Raw genomic sequence first — 15,244 nt, 5'->3', positions numbered from 1 at the left:
CACCCTCGACCTGGTCGTGGACATCGAGACGTTGCAGGGCAAGGACACCGGCCGCCTGCCCCTCCTCGAAGGCCGCCCCATCTCAGTCGCCGGGGCCCGCCTCCTCGCCTGCGAAGCCGGCATCATCCCCTCGGTCTTCAACTACGCCACCGGCGAAGCCGTGGAACTCGGCAGGGCCTTGCGCCTGCCCAACACCGCGCTTCGCCGCAAACTCGAACTGGAGCAACCCGGGGGTTGTGCCTGGCAGGGGTGTGACCGGCCTGTCGCTTGGACCGAGGCCCACCACCTCCAGCACTGGGCCGATGGCGGACCCACGGTCGCTGAGAACCTGATCCTGCTGTGCCGCTTCCACCACGGGCGCATCCACACCCCGGTTGGACGGTCGAGAAGACCGGCCCCGGACAGGCCCTGATCGTCCACCACGACCACGAAGGCCACGAGCACACCACCCTCGACGCACAGGACGGCCAGGGCGGCCAGGGCTCCAATAGCACCGGCTGCGGGTGCGCGGACTGGCGTACCGATGCGGACATGGATGCCGAACACGCCAGCGCGGACGACACCGCAGGCCTGTTCCCCACTGGTCTGTACCGGTCGGAGTGGTCGGAGATGCTGACTCCTGATCTCAATGACCGGGCCGAGGCCGCCGAAAGAGACCGGGTCCTCGCCGAGATCGCGGCAGCCCGTGCACGGCTGCGCGAGAAGTTCGCCACCACGAACCCTGAACCCGCCGAGCAGGCAGTTGATCCCACGCCCACCGAGGACGAGCAGCGAGCGGCTCTCGCTGCCAGCAGTTCCGCACGGCCCCAGGCGAAGACGCCCGTGCTGGCGGTACCCGTCGACTACGGTGAGCCGCCGTTCTTAGCCTGCCCGTCCCGGTGGCGATCGGGGCGGGGGGAAGGGAGCACACCGAGTGTCTTCCCGCCCGAAACCCAGACGGGTTCGGGCCCTTCGCCATGCCCGGAAACAGAACAGAGCGGTCACATACCCACACGCGCCGCAAAGCCGATGAACCCACCCCGGCCCGGCACACCGATCTCGTCGCCGCCGTCCTTGACCGCCACCCAACACAGCCGGGAAGCCGACAGACTCACTCAGACCCAGTGCCGCCGCACTCGTCGCTGCCATCCCTGACCGCAACCCTGATGCAGCCGGGAAGCCGATGAACCGACCCCGGCCCGGCACCACCGATCTCGTCGCCGCAGTCCCTGACCGCAACCCCGATGCAGCCGGAAAGCCGATGAACCCGCCCAGACCCAGCGCCACCGCTGTCGTCGCTGCCATCCCTGACCGCCACCCAGTACAGCCGGGAAGCCGATGACCCCGCCCCGACCCAGCACCACCGCATTCGTCGCTGCCGTCTTTGACCACGACCACCACCGACCGGACAGCCTCACTCCCACACCGAGTCATCGCAGCCCTTGGAGCTTGTCTCAGTCAGTGAGTTTCTTGTAACAGGTGACGGCGGCGGCGAGCGCCAGGAGCGCAGCGAACAGGTAGCCGTGGCACTAGTTCCGGAGAGTGAGGCGGCAGTATCCGAAGAGTCAGGCGATGGTGCGTTCGACGGCCCAGCGGTGGCGGGAGCCGCTTCGAGGATTCGGTGCCAATGCAGGCGATCCGGTCGCCGAGGTGCCGCTCGCGCAGCAGATGGTGGTTGACGAGGGTGCCATAAGCCTTGTCTGCGTGGATCTTCGCGGGTTTGTATCGGTGCGGCCCGCGTCGGAACCGGACTTTGGGGATGCCCTGAAGGCGAGGTTCGAAGGCTTGGGAGTCATGCAGGTTCGTACCCGAGACGCCAAGGGCGATGGGCAGGCCGTATCGGTCGGTCAGGACGTGGATTTTCGAGCCGGGCTTACTGCGATCGACAAGAAGGATTTGCTTCGAAACAGGGTCGCGACTGCCGTTGACGCCTGGGACGATGTTGCGGTGGATGATGTCGGGCAACGGCTCCAGGCGTGTGAGCTTCGCTGGGGTCTCGAGAACTCCCACGGCTTGGACGGCGGTTGCAGCGCGGACGTCTTCGCCGCTCAGAGGGTCGGCGGCGGCGCGGTCGTCGTCAAACTTGTGAACCCGCCGGAGCAGGCGCGAGCGGAAGCAGCGGCGCTGGTCGCCTTGGCGGGCACGCGGTCCGCGGTGCGTCTCATCGATGCGGACTTCCCTGTCGGAGCGTTGCTGCTGGAGCGGATACGACCGGGGACGCCACTGCCGAGGGGCGACGACGGGGAAGCTGCCAAGGTGGCGGCTGGCCTGTTGACGAGGCTGCATCGGGCCGCTCCCGGGTCGTTCCCGTTCGCCGCGCTGGCCGAGGTCTATCCCGCGCTTGAGCGGCAGGCACTCGCCGACATCGAATTCGAACGCCGGACCAGGGGCGAGCCCGAGCGGGGGAACGCCGGGCTCGTCCGGCTTGACGCCGCCAGGGCCACAGCGTTGGCGCTGTGCGCCAGCACCGACCGGCCAGTGTTGCTGCACGGAGACTTCGTCGACAAGAACATCCTCCGCGCCCGGGACGGCTATGTGGTGGTCGACCCGTCGCCGCAGCTCGGAGATCCGCACTCGGACATCGGATTCTTCGCGGCGTACCATCCGCCCGCGACCGCGATTCTCCAGCGCGCCGACGCGATCGCCGACCTGATGGGGCTGGACGGCCATCGCGCACGGCAGTGGGCGGCGGTCTGGACGGTTCATCAGAGCTGCCAGGCTTGGCGAGAGGATCAGGTGTCCCTGGACGCGGCGCTGGAGAGCGACCGCTTCGATGATCTCCTGACAGGATCCTGAGTCATGCATCGTGGCGGGTGGACCTTCGCAGTCCTCCCGAGAACTGCGGAAGACCCGACCCGGAAACGCACCAGCTGAGGCACGCTCTCTGTCGCTGCCCTTGCTGACCGAACCCCGGCAGTCGCCCGCCCGGGTGGCGGTTCAGGATGTGGCGGCGTCCTTGTTACGGGCGCCGACTCGTCCGCGCACCAGGAACAGGGCGGCGATTCCCAGGAGCGCGTACAGGAAGACCGAGGTTCCGGCGAGGGAGACGAGCGGGTCGGTCGTCCCGCTTTCGGCTTCGTCGATGCCGCCGGTGGCGAGGAAGGAGGAGGGGTCGGTGATCGCGTGCAGGAGCATGGGCCAGATCAGGAATCCGGTGACGCGCAGGGTGAGGTACATGGCGATGCCGAACACGAAGGTGAATCCCATGGTGACCAGAACGGTCGTCACCGGCTGTCCGGAGAACAGGTTCGTGGCGTGCATCAGGGAGAACAGCAGCGAGGAGAGCAGCATGACCGTCAGCTCGGAGTGTCCTGAGAGGCGAAGCATGTGGATGACGATGCCGCGGGCGAGGATCTCCTCGACGAAGCCGATGAGCAGGCCGCCGGCGTAGGTCAGGGCGACTACGCCCGCGGCGTACTGGCCGTAGTCGGTGCCGACCACGCGCGCGCCCGCGGCGAGCACGATGATGACCGGAGCGATCCACATCCAGCCCCGGCCTCGGATCGGCTGCCGATCGAACAGCGGTGGAAACCAGCGCAGGGCCGCGACGGCGGCCAGGAGCAGGAGGCCGCCGATCAGCAGGGGTAGCACGAGGGAGAGGAAGACGGTGCCGGTGTCGGCGAACTGGTCGTCGGGGTCGATCCGGTCGCCGAAGAGCGCCCCTATGAGCAGGCCGCCGGCGTTGTAGAGGACGAGGTAGACCGCGGTGACCAGGAGGGCGCGCCACCAGCCGCCGCGTTCCATGAAACGTCCGAACGCGTTCGAGGAGAGCTCGGGCACCGGCATCGGATCCCCTTCGCGATCGGTCCAGCGTGAAAACCCTGGTCGGACGGTATCGCAGTAGGGTCGGTTCCGTAGTGGGATCTCCGAATGGGCCGGAGGTTGAACCTGGTGCGTGGAGGCGGGTCGCGAGGCCGTGGCGCGGGCGGCCGTCCGGGCCGCCCGCGTCGGGCCCGGGGATCAGTCGTTGATCGCGCGCAGGACGGGTTTCTCGGTCAGGGCCTTCTGGAGTTCGGCGGAGGCGGCGATGGCTTCGCTGGTCACGGTGAAGGTGACTTGTTCGCCGGGGACGATGGTGATGAGGGCCTTGTCCACGGCCGCTTCGGGGTCGAGGCGGTCGGGGAACAGGCACAGGTCGCGCAGGACGGTCTCGGCGGTGACCGTGACCTTGACTTCGCCGCCCTCCACCGCGGTCTCGGTCGTGAACCGGGCCGTCGCCCAGTCCATGTCCTTGTCCTCCTTGGTGAACCAGGTCGCGCGGGGGAAGTCCTCGCGGCCGGTCACGAGGAACTGGCCGTCGGTGGGGATCGCGCCGGGTTCGAGTTCGAGGACGGCGGTGTCGCGCGCGTCGATCTCCATCTGGACGAGCGCCCGGCCGATGATGCGGCCCTCGGGGTTGCACTTCCAGAACCCGATGACGCCGTTCCAGGCCTCGGCGGAGTCGTTGACCACCACCATGTTCAGGCCCTCGCCATCGGGTTGGAAGGTGACGATGCGCTCGGCGAAGGCGTCCTTGAGGGCGTACCAGAGCGGCTTGAGCCGCTCCTCGCCGTCGATCGCGGCCCAGGAGGTCACGGGCCAGCAGTCGTTGAGCTGCCAGACGATCGCCCCGGTGCAGTAGGGCTGGAGGGCGCGGAAGCGCTCGAGGCCAAGGCGGATCGCGCGGGCCTGGTTCACCTGCGTGAAGTAGAGCCAGTCGTCGAAGTCGCGGACCGGCGGCAGGTGCGCGTCGAGGCCGCGCTGGAGCTTCGCCTGGCCGTCCTCGGCCTTCTGGTGCCACAGCATCGCGGGCGTCTCGGCGGCGAGCGGCTCGTCGGTGACCATGCGCCGCACCGTGGACCAGGTCGGCGGCGCCTGGTAGCCGAACTCGGCGACGAAGCGGGGCTTCCAGTCGCGGTAGCGGGTGTAGTCCTCGCGGTTCCACACGTCCCAGATGTGGACGCTCGCGTGGGCCTGCTCGTTGGGGTGCAGTTCGCGGGTGCCGGAGTAGGGGCTGCCGGGCCAGTACGGCCGGGTGCCGTCGACTTCGGCGACGAGCTTGGGCAGCAGGTCGTGGTAGTACCCGGCGCCCCAGGTCTTGTCGCCGAGCGGGGCCTGCCAGTCCCAGTCGTGCCAGCCCCAGAGGTTCTCGTTGTTGCCCGTCCAGGTGACCAGGCTCGGGTGCGGCGCGAGGCGGGCGAGGTTGTCGCGGGCCTCGGCTTCGACCTCGGACCAGAAGGGCTCTTCCTCGGGGTAGGCGGCGCAGGCGAACAGGAAGTCCTGGCCGACCAGGAGCCCGAGTTCGTCGCAGAGGCGGTAGAAGTCGGCGGACTCGTAGATCCCGCCGCCCCACACGCGCAGGTAGTTGACGCCGGCGGCCAGCGCCTGACGCAGGCGCCGTTCGATGCGGGCGGGGTCGACGCGGTGGGTGAGCGCCTCGTCGGGGATCCAGTTGACGCCCTTGATCCAGACGGTCTCGCCGTTGATCTTGAGGGTGTAGGGGCGGCCGTGGTCGTTCGGTTCGGTGTCGAGTTCGACGGTGCGGAAGCCGATGCGGGTGCTCCAGGCGTCGAGTTCGCCGCCGGCGGCGGTGAGGGTGACGTCGAGGGGGTGGAGGGTCTGGGCGCCGCGGCCGTGGGGGGACCAGAGGTCGGGGTCGGGGACTTCGAGGCGGACCTCGGCGGTGTCGGCGCCGGCGGGGAGGTGGGCGCGGGTCTCGTGTTCGCCGATGCGGCAGTGGAGTTCGAGGTCGGTGTCGGCGGCTTTCTGGACGGTGACGTGGAGGTCGACGATGCCGCGGCCGTCTTGGACGGTGGCGCGGGGGACGACGGTGTCGATGCGGGCGGTGCGCCAGGTTTCGAGTCGCACTTCGCGCCAGATGCCGGCGCCGGCGAGGTTCGGGCCCCAGTCCCAGCCGAAGTCGCAGGCGGCCTTGCGGATGAAGTTGCCGGGTTCGGGGTAGGCGTTGGGGCGGTCGCCGAGGCGGTCTCGTTGGGCTTCGGCGTAGGTGTAGGGGGCGGTGAAGGCGACTTCGAGTTCGTTGGGGCCTTGGGGGCGCAGGGCCGGGCGGGCGTCGAAGCGGTGGCGGCGGTGCATGTCGGCGGTCTCGCCGAGGACGGTGCCGTTGAGGGTGACGCGGGCGATGGTGTCGAGGCCGTCGAAGGCGAGGTCGATGCCGTCCCAGGTGCCTTCGGGGGTGTCGAAGGCGGTGCGGTAGGTCCAGTCGGTGCGGCCAATCCAGGCGAGGCCGCGTTCGGCGTCGTCGAGGTAGGGGTCGGCGATGAGCCCGGCGGCCAGGAGGTCGGTGTGGACGGCGCCGGGGACGGTCGCGGGGACGGCGTCGACGGCGACCGGTGCGGCGGGGTCGCCGGTGAGGGTCCAGCCTTCGTGCAGGGTTCGCTTGGCGCTCAAGGAGACTCCTATGCGTTGGGACGTTCGGTGGTCGCCCGCTGGGGGCGGCCCGGCCGGCGTTCGGCGTCGTCGGGTGCCGTACCGCTCTCATTGTGGGGTAGGGGCGCCCGTCGCGGGGGCGGCGGTCGCTCCGTGGTCGGATGATAGCTGAACCGGTTCGGTGACTTGGTGCGCTAGAGTCTGGAAACCGGTGGAGCGCGCAAGTGCGCCCCTGTGCCGCGTACCCCTGCCTTGAGAGGACCCCGATGACCAGGCGAGTGACCATCGCCGACATCGCCGCCGCCGCGGGCGTGTCGAAAGGCGCGGTCTCGTACGCGCTCAACGGAAGGCCCGGGGTCTCCGAGAACACGCGCAGGAAGATCCTGGGAATCGCCGCGGAGATGGGGTTCGTCCCCAATCGCGCGGCGCGGTCGCTGTCGGTCTCCTCGGCACAGGCGGTGGGCATCGCCTTGCGGCGGTCGGCCCGGACGCTGGGGATCGAGCCGTACTTCATGGAGCTCATCAGCGGGATCGAGGCGACGTTGTCGGCCGGGTCGCTCGGTCTGACGCTCCAGATCGTCGACACCGTCGAGGAGGAGCTGGAGGTCTACCGCCGCTGGTGGGCCGAGCGGCGGGTGGACGGAGTGCTGCTGTGCGACGTGGGCGCGAGCGATCCGCGGTTGGACTTCGTCGCCGATCTGGGACTGCCGGCCGTGGCGGTCGGCGGCCCGGTCGAGGGCGCGCGGCTTCCGGCGGTCTGGCACGACGACGCCGAGCCGTGCCGGGAGATCCTGGAGTACCTGTACGCCCTCGGGCACCGCAGAGTCGCCCGCATCGCGGGGCTGCCGCATCTGCTGCACACCGCGATCCGCGACGCCGCGCACACCGAGACGGCCGCGGCGCTCGGGCTGGAGTCGATGACGACCGTCCACAGCGACTACACCGGCGAGCAGGGCGCGCGGATCACGCGGCGGCTGCTGAGTTCGGCGAACCGGCCGACCGCGATCATCTACGACAACGACGTGATGGCCGTGGCGGGTCTGGGCGTCGCCCATGAACTGGGCCTGCATGTTTCGGAGCAGTTGTCCATCGTGGCCTGGGACGATTCGCCGCTGTGCCGCCTGACGCATCCGGCGCTCACCTCGCTGACGCGCGACATCAGCGCGTACGGATCCCATTGCGCCGAAGTGCTTCTCACGCTCATCGGGGCCGACGCCCCGAGCCCGGAGAAGCGGGCTTTCTCGGTTCAGTGCCGGCCCGCGCAGCTCTCGCCGCGCGGTTCGACGGGGCCGGCTCCGGCCTGAGCCGGGGGCCGCCGCGGCCTCGCCCCCATCGGGCGGAACGGGCAATCTCGGACCACGTCTTGTCCCCCATCGATATTTATGGTTCTCTATGTTGAGGTTGGGATTAACCGATTCACCTCACAACCCGAACCTACAGATGGGATCGACATGGTTATCGGCACTACCGACGCCGCCCCGGCACGGCGACGGCGGGTCCGCACCTGGCTCATGGCAGCCGTTGCGACACTCGCCATCGTCTTCGCCGGAGTCTGGCAGCTGCTACCCGCCGGCGCGCAGCAGGGCGGCTTCTCCGTCAACGGCACCCAGCTGCTCGACGCCAACGGCAACCCGTTCGTCATGCGCGGCTCCTCGCACCCGGACATCTGGTACGAAGGCGAGTTCGACAGCTACGCCGAGCTGAGCGACCTGGGCGCCAACACCGTCCGCGTCGTCCTCGGCTCCGGCCAGCGCGACTGGGGCGTCAGCAGCGCCTCGCGGGTCTCCCAGATCATCGCCGAATGCAAGGCGCAGCAGCTCATCTGCGTCCTGGAGGTGCACGACACGACCGGTTACGGCGAGGAGTCGGGCGCGGCGACGCTCGACCAGGCCGTGGACTACTGGGAGGGCCTCTACAGCGTCCTGGCGGGCGAAGAGGCGTACGTGCTCATCAACATCGGCAACGAGCCGTGGGGCAACCAGAACGCCTCGGCGTGGACCGGCGCCACCATCGACGCGATCGAGCGGATGCGCTCGATCGGCTTCGAGCACACCCTCGTGGTCGACGCCCCGAACTGGGGCCAGGACTGGGAGTTCAACATGCGCGACAACGCTCCGAGCGTGGCCGCGGCCGACCCCGACGGCAACACGGTGTTCTCGGTGCACATGTACGAGGTCTTCAGCTCCGCGCAGAACGTGATCAGCTACTTCGACGCCTTCGCTTCGATGGGCCTGCCGCTCATCGTCGGCGAGTACGGCGACGAGCACTTCGGCGGGGCGGTCGCGTGGGAGACCATCCAGTCGGAGGCGCAGGCCCGCGGCATCGGATGGATCGCCTGGTCCTACTCCGGCAACGGCGGCGGCGCGGAGAACCTCGACCAGGTGCTGAACTTCAACCCGAGCCAGATGACGGCCTGGGGCGAGCGCGTCTTCAACAGCCAGTACGGCATCGCGAACACCTCGGTACGCGCGACCGTCTTCGGCGGCGACCCGGGCCCGACGGACGAGCCGACCGATGAGCCGACCGACGAGCCCACTGATGAGCCCACGGACGAGCCGACTGACGAGCCGACGGATGAACCCACCGATGAGCCGACCGGTGAGCCGGGCGACGGCGACTGCTCGGCGGCCATCACCGTGGCCAGCGACTGGGGCTCGGGCTGGCAGGGCAACGTCTCGGTGACCGCCTCCGCGGGCGCGATCGACGGCTGGCGCCTCACCTGGACCTGGTCCGGCGGCACCGCGATCACCAGTTCGTGGAACGCCGACATCAGCGCCTCGGGTTCGAGCGTCACCGCCTCGGACGTGGGCTGGAACGGCTCGGTCGCGAGCGGCCAGACCATCGAGGCCTTCGGCTTCATCGCCTCGGGCCCGGTCGGCACGCCGACCGTGACCTGCGAAGCGGTGTAACCGGAATACGCGAAAGCGGGCGGTGGACCGAGAGGTCCGCCGCCCGCACGTCACTGGCCCGGTGGTGCCGGGATCAGCCGTTCTTGGTCGGGAGCTGGAACTTGCCGACCCCGCCGCCCGGCATCTGCGAGCGGACGTTCGACTTCTTGGAGCCGATCGGGTTCTTGGCGGGCTGGCCCGCCTTCTTGCCGCGGGCCTTCGCCCGGCGCTCCTCGCGATTGAGCGGCTCGGCGGTCTCCTCGGCCTCGGCTTCGGGGACGCGGTCTTCGGCGGCGCCGCCCTTCGAGGTGCTGCCGGCGGTGGTCTTCCGCGACTTGGGAGCTTCAGCGGTCATAGGGATCCCCTTCTCAGGTGGAGCATGAAGAGACGTGAGCGCGGGGCGGTGCCGGACCGGTGCGGCCCATCGGCTTCGCGACGGAAGCGGCTCGACGTCCCAGAGAACTTGCACGCTGTCGTATCGGCGGGCCCCGTCGCAGGGGCGCGGCCGCATCGCTTCTAAAGGATCATGCCGCAACTCTAGCGCTCCGCGGTGACGGGCACAACGGGGTTTGCCCCCGGCGTGGCGGCAACTACCCTCGAACCCATGGCCCGACCCTCTCAGCGCACCGCGAGCCCGCACGGTGCCTCCCAGCTCGCGCGCGTGCGCACGATCGCGCAGGACGCCATGCGCGGCGCCCGCTGGTGGACCCTCCTGGACCTGGAGCGGACCCTGCGCGCCGACACCGAGTTCTGGCGCGACCTCTGGGCGCCCTCGCTCGCCATCGCCGCCCACAAGGTCGGCCTGGCGGGGGCCCGCTCGCGCCTCGACGAGGCGATCGAGGCGGGCTTCCACCAGACGGACCTGTTCGAACCGGAGCTGTCGGCCGCGTTCGGCGCCGACCCGGACTGGGACAAGGCCCTGGAGCGGGCGCGGGCGAACGTGCCCGCGCCGCCGCTGCGCATCACCGCCTGGCCCGAGCCGGAGACGGCGGCGCCGCTGCGCCTCGACCGGATCGAGGCGCACCGCGAGTCGCAGCTGCTGGCGCGGCTGCCGCGCCCCGGCGAGGGCTCGTGGGCGACGGCGAAGGCGCTGCTGGCGTGGGCGTCGGGGCTGTGGCGGCACGCCAACGCCCGCATCAACGCCGGCGACGCGCTGGACGTGCTCGAGCAGGTGGCCCTGGGGGCGCGCTACTCGTGCGTGGAGTACTCGATCGTGCTGGCGCAGGGGCTCAACGCGCTGCGGATACCGGCGCGGCGGGTGTGGCTGCGGCGCGGGGACTACCACGACGGGGTCGGCCAGGGGCACGCCGTCGCGGAGGCCTGGATCGACGAGCTCGACCGGTGGGTGCTGCTCGACGGCCAGCACGGGGCCTACTGGGCCGGCGAGGACGGGCGGGCGCTGAACCTGCCGGAGCTCCAGGCGCGCAAGAGCCCGGCGCGGCCGGTGCACGTGGGGCCGCGCAACGCGATCCAGGACCCGGCGCTGTGGTCGGCGTACTTCGCGCACGCGTCGGTGAGCGGGGCGGCCTGGGCCCCGGAGGGGTACGTGCCGGTGTTCCAGGACGGGCAGGTGCTGCCGACCGAGCGGCTGCTGCGCAGCGCCGAGGACGCCTATCCGCGGCTCTCGGACCTCGCGGTGGGCGTCGTCGCGCTCGAAGGGAGCCCGGCGGCGCGGATCGAACCGGTGCACCCGTACGCGGTGGGCGGGGCCTGGAACGGCGAGCCGATCACCGCCGAGGCGGGCCCGCACGCGGCCGAGCTGCGCTTCACGCGGGCCTTCGACCGCGACCCGGGCGAGCACCGGGCGGACCTGGCCGTGCTGACCCCTTACGGGCCCTTGGCGTCCCGTGAACTGCGGTGGACGGCGGCCTGACGGTACGGGGCCGGAGGCCGCGGTCTTGCGCGGTGTCACGGCGGATGCCCTTGGTGCCCTTGGATTCTCGGCGTCGCGTCGGGGTGGCCTCGGGGTAATCCGGTACTGGTTCTGTCACCGCCTGGGGAACGGCCGCAGTCGTTTCCGTTAAGAATGACCAGTATTTCCTAGTATTCCCATAGGAATACCGCTACATTCGTTCCATGCAGTCCGCCAACGCTTTCGCACAGCGGCGCGAGGTCGACCAGATGCGCGTCGCCAGCGCCCTCTGTCGCTGAGGGCCGACCTCCACCGTCGCCCTTCTCACCGCGTCACCGCGTTCCCTCCCCGAGCGGCGGCGCGCGGCACCCGCATCGCGGGCCGCCGCCTCCGATCGCCCGGCGCGGGCGGCCACGATTCCCCGCTCGCGCCGGATTCCGCTCCCCGCCTTCCGTTCAGCACCGCACTGCAAGGAGCATCATGTCCTCCGACGAATCTCCGCACACCTCCCTGTCCCGGCGCGCGATCATCGCCGCCGCACCCGCGGCGGCCGCCGCCGGCCTCGCGGCCACCGCTTCGCCGGCCTCGGCCGCGCCTTCAGGCCCTCGGTCCGGGGCCGTCCTCTCCTGGTACGACACCACCGTCGACACGGTCGCCGCCGCGGGCGCGACGGCGCAGGTGACCAACAGCCGCACCTGGGCGATCGCCTGGCTCGCCGCGGCGCGAGCGGTCAAGCGGGTGCCCTTCGGCGTCGACGAGCGGCACTACCGGGAAGCCGCGCTCGCCGGGGCCGTGCACCGCACGCTCGTGACGATCGCGCCGACCCGGGTCGCCGAGCTCGACGCGGCCCTCGGCAAGGCGCTCAAGCGCATCCCGCTGGGCAAGGCCAGGCGCAAGGGCCTGTCGACCGGGGCGGCGAAGGCCGACGCGCTGCTGGCCGAGCGCGAAGGGGACGGGCTCGACCCGGCCTCGGTGAACCCGCCGTACACGCCGCCCGCGCCGGCGCCCGGCGTCTGGCAGCCGACGCCGCCGGCCTTCGGGCCCGGGCAGCAGGCCGGCACCCGGTTCGCGGTCCCGTTCGCGCTCGACAGCGCCGACCAGTTCCGGCTGGACCCGCCCCCGGCGCTCGGGAGCGAGGCGTACCGCGCCGACGTCGAGGAGCTGTACGTCTACGGCGGGCTGGCGAGCACCGAGCGGACCCAGGAGCAGACCGACGTCGCGCAGTTCTGGTACGGCAGCTCGTTCGTGCTGTACACGCCGGTGCTGCGGGCCGCGCTCGAGCACCACCGCGGGTCGCTGCGCGACCAGGTGGAGCTGGTGGCGCTGTTCCACGTCGCCTCGGTGGACACCCAGATCGCGACCTCGGACTCGAAGTACGCGCACCTGTGGTGGCGGCCGGTCACGGCGATCGCCGGGCCGGTCGACGACGGCGACCCGCAGACGGTGCCGGACCCGGACTGGGAGCCGCTGCACGTCACGCCCTCGCATCCGGACTACCCGAGCGGCCACAACACCTACTCGGGTTCGGCCGAGGAGGTGCTGACGCAGCTGGTCGGCGACGGCCCGGGGGCGGCGTTCACCATTCCGAGCCCGTCGGCGCCGGGCGTGACCCGCACGTACACGACGTGGCATCCGCTCACGACCGAGAACATCGACGCGCGCGTGTGGTCGGGCATCCACTCGCGGGCGGCCGACCTCGCGGGGGTGGAGCTGAGTCGGACGGTCGCGGCGTACGTGCTGACGCGGGCGGGCGACCTGATCGATTGAGACCGCTTCCACAAGGCCCCGCTCGGCGGGGCGGGGCGCCTCGGCCGCGACATGCGGGCGGCCGGGGCGCCCCGGCACGTGCTGCGGAGGTGCGGGGGCCCGGGTCGGCGGCGCCGGGAGGGTTTCGACTTGAATGTCGAGATGCTTTGTCCCGCAATGGAAGGGATCTCGGCGATGGGGCGGTTCTGCGATCGTGCGTTACATAATATTGACGTTTGCCAATGTATTGACAGGCAAACGCTAGCACGGTAGGTTTGCTGCTATTCCCTCATAATCCCATCGCGCAACCAAAGCCCGGCGCTCCCTCGAACAGACTCGGCAGCCCATCACTAGGCAGTCATTGGGAGCGCTCTACTGGGCGAAGACCCTCGGCTCCCGGCTCGTCGGCGGGTCTTCGCCCCATGCCGAACCCCACCCCCGCGCGCCCTCTCGGGTCAGCGCAGGGCCTCGTCCAGGATGTACCGCTCGGCGTCCAGCAGCCGCAGGTCGCGCGCGGGGCGGCGCAGGTGCCCCTTCTCCACGATCCGCTCGAATGCCGGGTCCCCGGCCTGGGCCATCCGACGGATGCCCTCGATGTGGTCCACGATGCGCTTGCGGATCACCTTGATGAAGCGCTGGCGGTCGCGGTCGGAGAGCCCGTAGGCGTCGGCGAACATCCGCAGCCGCCTCGGCCGGTCGGGCTTCTTCCAGCCCAGCGTGATCGAGTCCCGGTCGGTGAAGATCGGCACCCACGTCCAGGCCGCGTAGGCCACGTCGTAGATCCGCGCGCCCGGGCTCGCCAGGTCGAAGTCGATGAGCGAGAGCGTCCCGTCGGGCCGCCAGACCACGTTGTGCGGCGCGGCGTCGTGGTGGCAGATCACCTCGGTGTCCGGCGGCGGCGGCCCGAAGGACCGCCAGGTCGCGTTCGGCGCGGGCCGGAAGCCGTACTGCGCGTCGTGGAACATCCGCAGCATCTTCGCGACCGCGCTCATGGTCTCGTCGGTGGTCCAGTGCGGCGCCAGCGGGTACTTCCCCGGCTCGCCCTCCACGAACGAGAGCACCTCGCGCGCGTGCTCGTCGACGCCCAGGACCCGCGGCGCGCCCGTGAACCCGGCACCGTCGAGGTGCCGCAGCAGCGCGTGGACCGCGGGGGTCCAGGGCCCGGTGTTCCGGCGGACCGTGTCGCCGAGCCGGACCACCGTGCTCGTGTTGCCGCCAATGAGCGGAATCTCGTCTTGACTCACCGGTACCCGCTGTGCCCCTGGTCTGTGTCAGCCGTCGGCGCCGTCGACAAGCGCGTCGACGAACGCTCCGACCTCGAACGGGGCCAGGTCGTCCGGACCCTCGCCGAGTCCGACCAGCTTAACCGGTACCCCCAACTGCCGCTGAACCGCGACCACGATCCCGCCCTTGGCGCTGCCGTCGAGCTTGGTGAGCACGATCCCGGTCACCTGGCAGACCTCGCCGAAGACCTTCGCCTGCTGGAGGCCGTTCTGCCCGGTCGTCGCGTCGAGCACCAGGAGCGTCTCGGCCACCGGGCCCTGCTTCTCGACGACCCGCTTGACCTTCCCGAGCTCGTCCATGAGCCCGGCCTTGTTCTGGAGGCGCCCGGCCGTGTCCACCAGGACCACGTCGGCGCCCTCGTCGATCCCGGCCTTGACCGCGTCGAAGGCCACCGACGCCGGGTCGGCCCCCTCGCCGCGGCGGACCACCTTCGCGCCCACGCGGGCGCCCCAGGTCTCCAGCTGCTCGGCGGCGGCGGCGCGGAACGTGTCGGCCGCGCCCATGATCACCGTGCGGCCCTCGGCGATGAGGACCCGCGCGACCCGCCCGCAGGTGGTGGTCTTGCCCGAACCGTTCACGCCGACCATGAGGATCACCGCCGGGCCCTCCCCCGAGGGCGAGACCGTCGCGATCGAGCGGTCGAGCTCCGGTTCGAGGACGGCGGTCAGCTCGGCCTTCAGCAGGCGGCGCAGCTCCTCGGGATCCCTCGTGCCGAGGACCCTGACCTGCTCGCGCAGGCGCTCGACCACCTCGGTCGTGTCCGCCAGGCCCACATCGGCCGACAGGAGGGTCTCCTCGACCTCGTCCCACACGTCGTCGTCGAGCTTGTCGCTGGCGAGCAGGGCCAGCAGGCCCTTGCCGAGCGCGTTGTTGGAGCGGGCCAGGCGCGAACGCAGCCGCACCAGGCGGCCGGCGACCGGCTCGGGAGTCTCGATCGAGGGCTCGGCGACCTGCGGTTCCGCGGCCTGCGGCGCGGCCGGCTTCGGGGCCTCGACCTGCGGCTCCGCAGCGGGCGCCTCCACGGGCGCCGACTTCGACCGGGACGCGCGCACCGCCGCGACGACGCCGACGACGGCCGCGATCGCGACCACGGCCGCGACCAGCCAGATCCACAGGTTGTCCACGA

General features: G+C 70.8%; 11 protein-coding genes. 6 read left to right on the top strand and 5 right to left on the bottom strand.

The genetic code is table 11. From position 1 onward, the window contains the following. Both IF12_RS0110565 and IF12_RS0110560 read left to right on the top strand, forming a co-directional pair. On the top strand, nucleotides 1-412 hold a 412-nt coding region (locus tag IF12_RS0110565; RefSeq protein ID WP_030157767.1), incomplete at its 5' end, for an HNH endonuclease signature motif containing protein. A gap of 1,139 nt (nucleotides 413-1,551) precedes the next feature. Then, a complete protein-coding gene (locus IF12_RS0110560; protein ID WP_081913465.1) occupies nucleotides 1,552-2,775 on the top strand; it encodes an aminoglycoside phosphotransferase family protein in 1,224 nt (407 codons plus the stop codon). Between the two features lie 141 nt (nucleotides 2,776-2,916). Here IF12_RS0110560 and IF12_RS0110555 read toward each other — a convergent pair whose 3' ends face one another. Continuing rightward, a complete protein-coding gene (locus tag IF12_RS0110555; protein ID WP_030157763.1) occupies nucleotides 2,917-3,765 on the bottom strand; it encodes a type II CAAX prenyl endopeptidase Rce1 family protein in 849 nt (282 codons plus the stop codon). Nucleotides 3,766-3,939: 174 nt separating this feature from the next. After that, nucleotides 3,940-6,369: a glycoside hydrolase family 2 protein gene (locus tag IF12_RS0110550; RefSeq protein WP_030157760.1), complete on the bottom strand. Its 2,430-nt coding sequence runs from the start codon at nucleotides 6,367-6,369 to the stop codon at nucleotides 3,940-3,942. Nucleotides 6,370-6,614: 245 nt separating this feature from the next. Here IF12_RS0110550 and IF12_RS0110545 point away from each other — a divergent pair, with 245 nt between their 5' ends. Both IF12_RS0110545 and IF12_RS0110540 read left to right on the top strand, forming a co-directional pair. Further along, nucleotides 6,615-7,652, top strand: coding sequence for a LacI family DNA-binding transcriptional regulator (locus IF12_RS0110545; protein WP_030157758.1), 1,038 nt, complete (start codon nucleotides 6,615-6,617; stop codon nucleotides 7,650-7,652). 147 nt (nucleotides 7,653-7,799) lie between these two features. Then, nucleotides 7,800-9,257 (top strand): cellulase family glycosylhydrolase, encoded by a 1,458-nt coding sequence (locus IF12_RS0110540; RefSeq protein ID WP_051704230.1) that lies wholly within the window; start codon nucleotides 7,800-7,802, stop codon nucleotides 9,255-9,257. Nucleotides 9,258-9,330: 73 nt separating this feature from the next. Here IF12_RS0110540 and IF12_RS0110535 read toward each other — a convergent pair whose 3' ends face one another. Beyond that, nucleotides 9,331-9,591: a hypothetical protein gene (locus tag IF12_RS0110535; RefSeq protein WP_030157754.1), complete on the bottom strand. Its 261-nt coding sequence runs from the start codon at nucleotides 9,589-9,591 to the stop codon at nucleotides 9,331-9,333. A 249-nt stretch (nucleotides 9,592-9,840) separates the two neighbouring features. On the opposite strand from IF12_RS0110535, the gene IF12_RS0110530 reads away from it, so the two are divergent. After that, nucleotides 9,841-11,109, top strand: a complete 1,269-nt coding sequence (locus IF12_RS0110530) for a transglutaminase-like domain-containing protein (protein WP_030157752.1) — start codon at nucleotides 9,841-9,843, stop codon at nucleotides 11,107-11,109. Nucleotides 11,110-11,568: 459 nt separating this feature from the next. After that, nucleotides 11,569-12,855 (top strand): vanadium-dependent haloperoxidase, encoded by a 1,287-nt coding sequence (locus IF12_RS0110525; protein WP_081913464.1) that lies wholly within the window; start codon nucleotides 11,569-11,571, stop codon nucleotides 12,853-12,855. 434 nt (nucleotides 12,856-13,289) lie between these two features. On the opposite strand, the gene IF12_RS0110520 is transcribed toward IF12_RS0110525, so the two are convergent. Further along, entirely contained in the window at nucleotides 13,290-14,078 is a 789-nt protein-coding gene (locus IF12_RS0110520; protein WP_030157748.1) for a phosphotransferase enzyme family protein, read from the bottom strand. 27 nt (nucleotides 14,079-14,105) lie between these two features. After that, nucleotides 14,106-15,242, bottom strand: a complete 1,137-nt coding sequence (gene ftsY / locus IF12_RS0110515; RefSeq protein WP_030157746.1) for a signal recognition particle-docking protein FtsY — start codon at nucleotides 15,240-15,242, stop codon at nucleotides 14,106-14,108. Nucleotides 15,243-15,244: the final 2 nt, after the last annotated feature.

It is taken from the genome of Glycomyces sp. NRRL B-16210 (genome assembly GCF_000719515.1).
In the GTDB taxonomy this organism is placed as follows: domain Bacteria; phylum Actinomycetota; class Actinomycetes; order Mycobacteriales; family Micromonosporaceae; genus Glycomyces.
This window is presented reverse-complemented; position numbering and strand designations above follow the sequence as displayed.

Excerpts from the sequence above, each read along its gene's own strand:
- IF12_RS0110560 (WP_081913465.1), top strand. The coding sequence starts at position 1,552 with ATGGTGCGTTCGACGGCCCAGCGGTGGCGGGAGCCGCTTCGAGGATTC.
- IF12_RS0110555 (WP_030157763.1), bottom strand. The coding sequence starts at position 3,765 with ATGCCGGTGCCCGAGCTCTCCTCGAACGCGTTCGGACGTTTCATGGAA.
- IF12_RS0110545 (WP_030157758.1), top strand. The coding sequence starts at position 6,615 with ATGACCAGGCGAGTGACCATCGCCGACATCGCCGCCGCCGCGGGCGTG.
- IF12_RS0110540 (WP_051704230.1), top strand. The coding sequence starts at position 7,800 with ATGGTTATCGGCACTACCGACGCCGCCCCGGCACGGCGACGGCGGGTC.
- IF12_RS0110535 (WP_030157754.1), bottom strand. The coding sequence starts at position 9,591 with ATGACCGCTGAAGCTCCCAAGTCGCGGAAGACCACCGCCGGCAGCACC.
- IF12_RS0110530 (WP_030157752.1), top strand. The coding sequence starts at position 9,841 with ATGGCCCGACCCTCTCAGCGCACCGCGAGCCCGCACGGTGCCTCCCAG.
- IF12_RS0110525 (WP_081913464.1), top strand. The coding sequence starts at position 11,569 with ATGTCCTCCGACGAATCTCCGCACACCTCCCTGTCCCGGCGCGCGATC.